This window comes from Pontibacter toksunensis, assembly GCF_042686245.1.
In the GTDB taxonomy this organism is placed as follows: domain Bacteria; phylum Bacteroidota; class Bacteroidia; order Cytophagales; family Hymenobacteraceae; genus Pontibacter; species Pontibacter toksunensis.
In genome coordinates this window covers 1-6309 of sequence record NZ_JBHUOX010000059.1, presented here as the reverse complement: position 1 = coordinate 6309, position 6309 = coordinate 1, and the positions used below count along the sequence as shown (strand labels likewise).

The window sequence follows — 6309 nt, the reverse complement described above, 5'->3', positions numbered from 1 at the left end:
CGGCCTATAATGGCGCTGGGCCCCTGCTCACAAATCCTGATTTCCTGGTAGTGGCCGGTAAAATCGTTTCAGTGGAGGCGCGGCATGCAGAGGCCATCTATGACCTTATAGCTCCTAATGATGCTTTCGTGGACTTCATCGATGATGGTCTGGATGAGGCGCTGCCACCGATGCAGGTGCTGCAGATGGCAGCCCCTTTCATCGTGACGGAGATTGACGCGAGTAACTTACCTAAAGCTTAAGAGGAGGACACTACCATGGATTTTAATAAACTCTTTGAATCTTTCAGCCTAGACAACAAGTCGGAAGAAGAAGTGGACATTTACATGTCCAGGAAAGAGGCTTTCAAGAAGCTCGGAAGCCTGACTAAAAAAGTGGCCGTTGCCTCTCTGCCAGTGGCAGCTTTCACGATGATGCCAAAGATGGCCTTCGCCAGGGCGCATGACGTGATTGCGGTGCTCAAGTTTGCCCTGGCCCTTGAGCGGCTCGAGTACCAGTTCTACCAGATGGCAGTAGACGCTGGAGTCGTGAAGAACAAGCATGAGAATGTGTTCATGGCCATCCGTGACCACGAGCGCATTCACGTGGAGCTGCTGGAGGCAACGATACAGAGCTTGGGGGGAGACCTTACTGGTGTGCCGAGCATGTTCGATTATACCGCAGGAGGGGTTTTCCCGAGTCCTTTCAGCAACTACCAGCTCTTCCTGGCCCTGGCGCAGGCATTTGAGGATACGGGCGTCCGGGCCTATAAAGGGCAGGCACCGAACCTGATGGAAAATGACGCTCTGCTCAAAGTGGCGCTGCAGATTCATGCGGTGGAGGCACGGCATGCCTCGCAGGTGAGGCGCATCCGCGGCAGGAAAGGCTGGATCACGGAAGAGGACTACGACGGCATCGACGGCTTCGGGGGAACCTTCATGGCGGCCAGCAGCGCTGTGTACGCCGGTGAGAAAAACACCACTCATGTGGGTGTGGAAGTCACACAAGTGACAACGGTGCCGGTGATGGCGGTGAGGGAGGCATGGGATGAGCCACTGTCTATGGAGATGGTGCTGGACATCGTCAAGCCGTTCATCGTGTCATAGCGAATTTTAAGGATTATCAATTTTTAACTTTTTTAAAACAAGGATTTATGAAGACAAACATGATACTGAACAAAGCGGCGGCCCTGACCAGGGGCTTTGCTGCCGCGCTGCTGGGCACTTTCTTCCTGGCAGGCTGTGACCAGCTGGGGGACCTGGATGGCGTGATGCCTGGAGGAGGCAACATGCCAGGCAACAACAGCAAGATGAAGATGTACAAGGTGCAGTTGAACCCGTTGAACAACTCCGGCGTGACGGGTACGGCGACGGTGATGATGACGGAGAACGGCCATTTCGAGGTGATTACGGATGTAGAGGGGCTGGCGCCCCACATGGAGCACCCGCAGTACATCTTCGGTGCCGTGTCGGAGGGCATGGACATGAAAAGCATGTGCCCGGAGCCGAGCGCTGCGGGCGCCGACGGGCTCCTGACGCTGGAGGAAGGACTGCCTTTCTTCGGCCCAATCCTCATATCGCTGGATGACAAGCTGGTGCCCCTGACATATGAGAACTTCCCTGTTGCCACCTCCGCCGGCACTGTGAGCTATGGCGCGAAGACGATGACGAGCTCACTTGTTTCTGCTTTCGATGCCATGCATAACGGAACCCAGACCATGAAAGACCTGGAACTGGACAAGCGTGTGATTGTGATTCATGGTGCTCATGTCATAAATAATGCAATTGTGCCAGCCAATAGCAATCGTGTACAGTACGCAAAGTATATGGCAACGCTTCCGGTAGCCTGTGGAGAGCTGGTGGAGATGAAGTAAGAAACTGCTGTTTACGCTATAAGGGGGAAGCGTCCATCGTGGTGCTTCCCCCTTTCTGGCTGTAACTCAATTCAGGTGTGGTGAGATAGTATCCGCAGGGTATGACAGCAGCCTGGCACATTCGCCTGGTCATGAAGGAGGAACCGCTGCAGGTTTCTTCTCCGCCGCCGCTTTCAGGGGTGTTTATAACGGCCTTGGCCATAATACAATTATACATAACATCGATTCATGATTCTATTTTTACTTCTTAACCAATGATTATGAGACAAATAGGGAATAAAGAGTCCGGTTTTCTGCCGGAGCGCCTCAGCTACAGTGTCCTCCGCAGGTGCCTTCAGCTTCTGATGGCGTTCACGATGCCGGTGATACTATCCGGCTGCCACCTCTTCGAGGATGATGACAACATAGAGCTGCCTGTGCTGCAGGTGCCGGCGGAATTCAAAGTGGAGAAAGTAGTCGGGGGGCTCCAGCTTCCTACAAGCGTGACCTGGGACGATGCGGGCAACATGTTCGTAGTGGAGGCAGGTGGCGGTCTTGAGCCTGAGAAGCTGGCGCCCCTGCGCATCATGCAGATAGAGGACGGAAAGGCAACCGTGGCGGTGGACCTCTCAGGCAAGGGCATCAACCCGGCCATCGTGGGTATTGTGTGGCACGATGGCGCCTTCTACATCACCCACCGGGGCGAAGACCTGACCGGCTCGGTCTCTCGGGTAACTAAAAGCGGACAGGTGGAGACTATCCTGTCGGGCATCATCGACAGCCAGGCAGAGCACCAGATAAACGATATCCGCATGGGGCCTGACGGGCGCATGTATGTGGCGGTGGGGCTTGCGGGCAATGCCGGCGTAATGGGACCTTCGGTGGCACCCTGGATTATGCGAAGCCCTAATGTGCATTCTACCCCCTGCCAGGATATTGTGCTCAGGGGCAGGAACTTCAAGAGCGTGAATTTCCTCACCGCCGAACCAAATGACTCGGTGCTGACAGGTGCCTTTGTGCCCTTCGGCGTGGCCACTGAGCCGGGCGAGGTGATAAAAGGCGTGAAGCTTTGCGGCGGCTCCATTCTCTCCTTTAACCCAACTGACCCGATGGGCACAGTGGAGACGCACTCCTGGGGCTACCGCAACCTCATCGGTCTTGCCTGGGACAAAACAACAGGCGCGATGTACGCGGCAGAGAACGGCTACGACATACGCGGCTCGAGGCCGGTGAAGGATTACCTGGACGCCAGCCTGCGCGTGCAGAAGGGGATGTGGTACGGCGTGCCTGACTTCTCGGCAGGACGCGAGCCGCTCACGCTCGAGAAGTTCGAGGTGCCCGACAGCCTGCAGGCTATGGTCTTTGTGAGCGGACAGCCGGTGGGCAAGAACCTGGAGTTCGTCATCGACCACGAGGCAAGCGGCCTGACGCCGCCGGACCCTTCGGTGGTGCTGGGAAGGCATGAGTTCAACTCCTCCCCAAGCATGATGGACGTGGCACCAGCCTCCTGGGGGGCACTGGCAGGGCATGTGTTCATAGCCGAGTGGGGGGATTTGGCTCCACCCACTAACCCGCTGAGAGGAAAAGACCCTGCCGGCTATCAGATAGTGATGGTAGACCCGGCCACAGGGCACCTGAAGCCTTTTGCACGCAATATGTTGCCAGGACCCGCCTCCGGACAGGGAAACACAGGAAAAGGCCTGGACCGACCATTTGATGTGCAGTTCGGGCCGGACGATGCCATGTACATTGTAGACTACGGTGTGGTGAAAATAGACATGAGCAAGGCGCCCCCTTATGCCTATGAGCCTGGCACAGGCGCTATCTGGAGAGTAAGCAAGAAGTGATAGTTTAGTTGACAGAAAAAACCCCCTCAGGATTTAGTACCTGAAGGGGTTTTTTCTATGCCTTATTTTTTTGGCAGGTTCAGCTTAATGCTTCCGGGCACTGCTATTTCTGTCTGCCGCCCCCGCAGAAGCCACAGCCTTACAAAACATCATGTTAGCTCTAGTTCAGTGCTTGCATTCATATGCTTGGGAGGTCAAACAAAAGATGCGCGGAAAGTAACAAGTCTCATGGAGGAGATACTGCTCAACCAAAGAACATTGCCGAAAGGCCTTTACAGTACCTGAATAATGGATTAGTCTATCTTATACACCTTGCCGGTTTTCCCAAACGGGCCCTGTGTGTCAGAGGTAAGCACGTAGACTTCGCCCTCTGAGTCCTGGCCGAAGCCCAGCAGGAAAGAGTTCAGCTGCCCGTTGGGTGTGTTGGCAAACTTCACCTCATCAAAGTCCTCCAGAACCTCCCCAAGACGTGGCTCTGCGATGAACACCTTGCCGTTTGGCACCTCATGGGAAGTGCTCCAGGTGCCGAAGATGTAGCGGCCGTCCCACATGGGCAGTTCGTTTCCGCGGTACACGTAGCCTCCTACTATCACCAGGCCCACTCCTTCACCGCCACCATGATGGCCACTCCCATCGCCACCGCCACCGTCACCATGGCCATCGCCATGGCCGTGCTGGATGGTCTTGAACTGAATCACCGGCAAAGTGAGCGGAATGCCGCGCACGTCAACGTCAGGGCAGCTCTCGAAGGGGTGCAGGGGGTCCTCTGCGTTAAAGCACAGCGTTCCCTCCATCACGTTCCAGCCGTAGTTGCCTCCCTTTGAAACCAGGTTTATCTCCTCCCGCATTCCCTGTCCGGCGTCCTGGGAGTAGAGGGCGTGGCTGCCTCCCTTGTCGAAGGAGAAGCGGTAAGGGTTGCGGAAGCCGAAGGCATAGGTCTCATCCATCCCGTCCTTGCCTACAAAGGGATTGTCGGCCGGAATGCCGTAGGGGCTGCCCCCGTCCACGTCTATGCGCAGGATGTCTCCCATGAAGTTCTGGTAGATGTCCTGCCCGTTACCGCCAGGGTTCCGCTCGTACCAGTCATCCACGTGGCCCATTCCCTGGTCATCGCGGTTGCCGCCATCGCCTATGGAGATGTAGAGGTAGTTGTCCACCGGGCCAAAGGCAATGGTGCCCCCGTTGTGGTTCGAGTAAGGGTGGTTCTGGTGCAGGATTATTCTCTCTGATGCTTTGTCTGCCTTCATCGGGTCACCCGACACCCGGTACTCGGCCACCACGTTGGTGTGGTCCCAGTCATCAGGCGCCTCTGGCCACAGCGGCACGCTGTAGTAAAGGAAGAAGCGCCCGTTGCTGGCGTACTGGGGGTGGAAGGCAATGCCCAGCAGCCCCCTCTCATCGTATTCCTGCCGGAGGTCTATCACTTTGTCTGTTATGTCCAGGAAAGGCTCTGCCTGTAGCTCCCCGTCCTTGATGATTCTGATGACCCCTGGCTGCTCCAGGACGAAGAGCATGCCGCTGCCGTCTGGTGCCTCCGTCAGCATCACCGGTGAGGTGAGGCCTTCGGCCATCAGCTTCAGGCTGGCCTTTTTATCACCTTGTTTGTCCTTGTCTCCGAAAAAGTCATCGAACTCCTCACAGCCAGTGGCAAACGCCAGGATGGCAAGGAACAGGAACAGCCTGGTGCCCAGGCGCTGGGCATGGCGCAGCGCCGTGTTTTCATTTTTTAAATTTAGAGATGTAAAGTTCTTCATAGCTTGTGATTAAGTTTATTGTGAAAAATGGAATGTTAGTTTCAACAGAAAGGCCCGGCACCCAGCATTGACCACAGCTGGCAAGAACGGGACAGAACAAGTACAGACCCTGGTTTTGAAGGCGACACTTCCCCTTAAAGTTACTGCACCTGCTGCTTCACAAATATTTACGGCATGTATCCTGCGTTGTACTTTCGGGGCAGTGAGTTATGTGTAGATACATAGCTGAAGTAAGTGGACACTCACTTATATTAAGGGAAGAAGAATGTGTTCAGAGTAGGATGTTAATATAGTTTCACTGCCTGTCATAACACAGATTTCTGTCCCAGAGAATGTGGGAATTATGAGTCAAAGGCAGCGTGTGCACTAATTTTTTCTCTTCTCTCTGCTACCATGTCTGCCTATGAACCCTGTAAAGGAAATAAGCCACTGCCCAGCAAGCCAAATAACGTCTAGCACTATCCAGGTGCGGCAGAGTATCTTTAGCAGCAGTATGCGTAAGTTCATAGCCTTTTAACGAGAAGTTAGCTTAAGAGAACACCTTAGTCATTCACGTACATAAAATTAAGCTGCTTCCTTCAGTAAGGTTTAGTCCTGGAAGACGTGGGAATTTTGAGATGAAAGATAGCTTTGGAAGAGGTCCTACTGAAAATAGCTTATCGGTTATCTCATAACGCCTTTTATGATAATCTGGGGAAGTATATAGAAGCCAAGGCTTATTAGTGCCTCATCGGTATACCTGGCTTTTCTTTGCCCAGCACGTTGAGTGCTGCCCGAAAGCCCTTAGCTAAATCTGTCGCTTGCCCGTTTCCATAGTAGTGCAGGAAGATCATGCGCGGATCGTCCCCCAGCATGTGATTGTGCAGGGCCACCACCT

Annotated in this window: 7 protein-coding genes; 4 read left to right on the top strand and 3 right to left on the bottom strand. The window is 54.4% G+C overall.

All coding sequences use genetic code 11. The features are described from left to right. The 3 genes from ACFS7Z_RS26780 to ACFS7Z_RS26770 all read left to right on the top strand — a co-directional run. A partial coding sequence (locus ACFS7Z_RS26780; protein ID WP_377492397.1) for a ferritin-like domain-containing protein occupies positions 1–242 on the top strand: 242 nt, incomplete at its 5' end. Positions 243–257: 15 nt separating this feature from the next. Further along, positions 258–1085, top strand: coding sequence for a ferritin-like domain-containing protein (locus ACFS7Z_RS26775; RefSeq protein WP_377492394.1), 828 nt, complete (start codon positions 258–260; stop codon positions 1083–1085). Positions 1086–1132: 47 nt separating this feature from the next. After that, entirely contained in the window at positions 1133–1852 is a 720-nt protein-coding gene (locus tag ACFS7Z_RS26770) for a hypothetical protein (RefSeq protein ID WP_377492391.1), read from the top strand. 16 nt (positions 1853–1868) lie between these two features. Here the strand turns inward: ACFS7Z_RS26770 and ACFS7Z_RS26765 are convergent, their stop codons facing one another. After that, entirely contained in the window at positions 1869–2069 is a 201-nt protein-coding gene (locus tag ACFS7Z_RS26765; protein ID WP_377492388.1) for a hypothetical protein, read from the bottom strand. A gap of 43 nt (positions 2070–2112) precedes the next feature. Here ACFS7Z_RS26765 and ACFS7Z_RS26760 point away from each other — a divergent pair, with 43 nt between their 5' ends. After that, entirely contained in the window at positions 2113–3678 is a 1566-nt protein-coding gene (locus tag ACFS7Z_RS26760) for a PQQ-dependent sugar dehydrogenase (RefSeq protein ID WP_377492385.1), read from the top strand. Between the two features lie 293 nt (positions 3679–3971). Here the strand turns inward: ACFS7Z_RS26760 and ACFS7Z_RS26755 are convergent, their stop codons facing one another. Continuing rightward, positions 3972–5432: a PQQ-dependent sugar dehydrogenase gene (locus ACFS7Z_RS26755; protein ID WP_377492382.1), complete on the bottom strand. Its 1461-nt coding sequence runs from the start codon at positions 5430–5432 to the stop codon at positions 3972–3974. Positions 5433–6151: 719 nt separating this feature from the next. Then, positions 6152–6304, bottom strand: coding sequence for a DUF1259 domain-containing protein (locus ACFS7Z_RS26750; RefSeq protein WP_377492400.1), 153 nt, complete (start codon positions 6302–6304; stop codon positions 6152–6154). Positions 6305–6309: the final 5 nt, after the last annotated feature.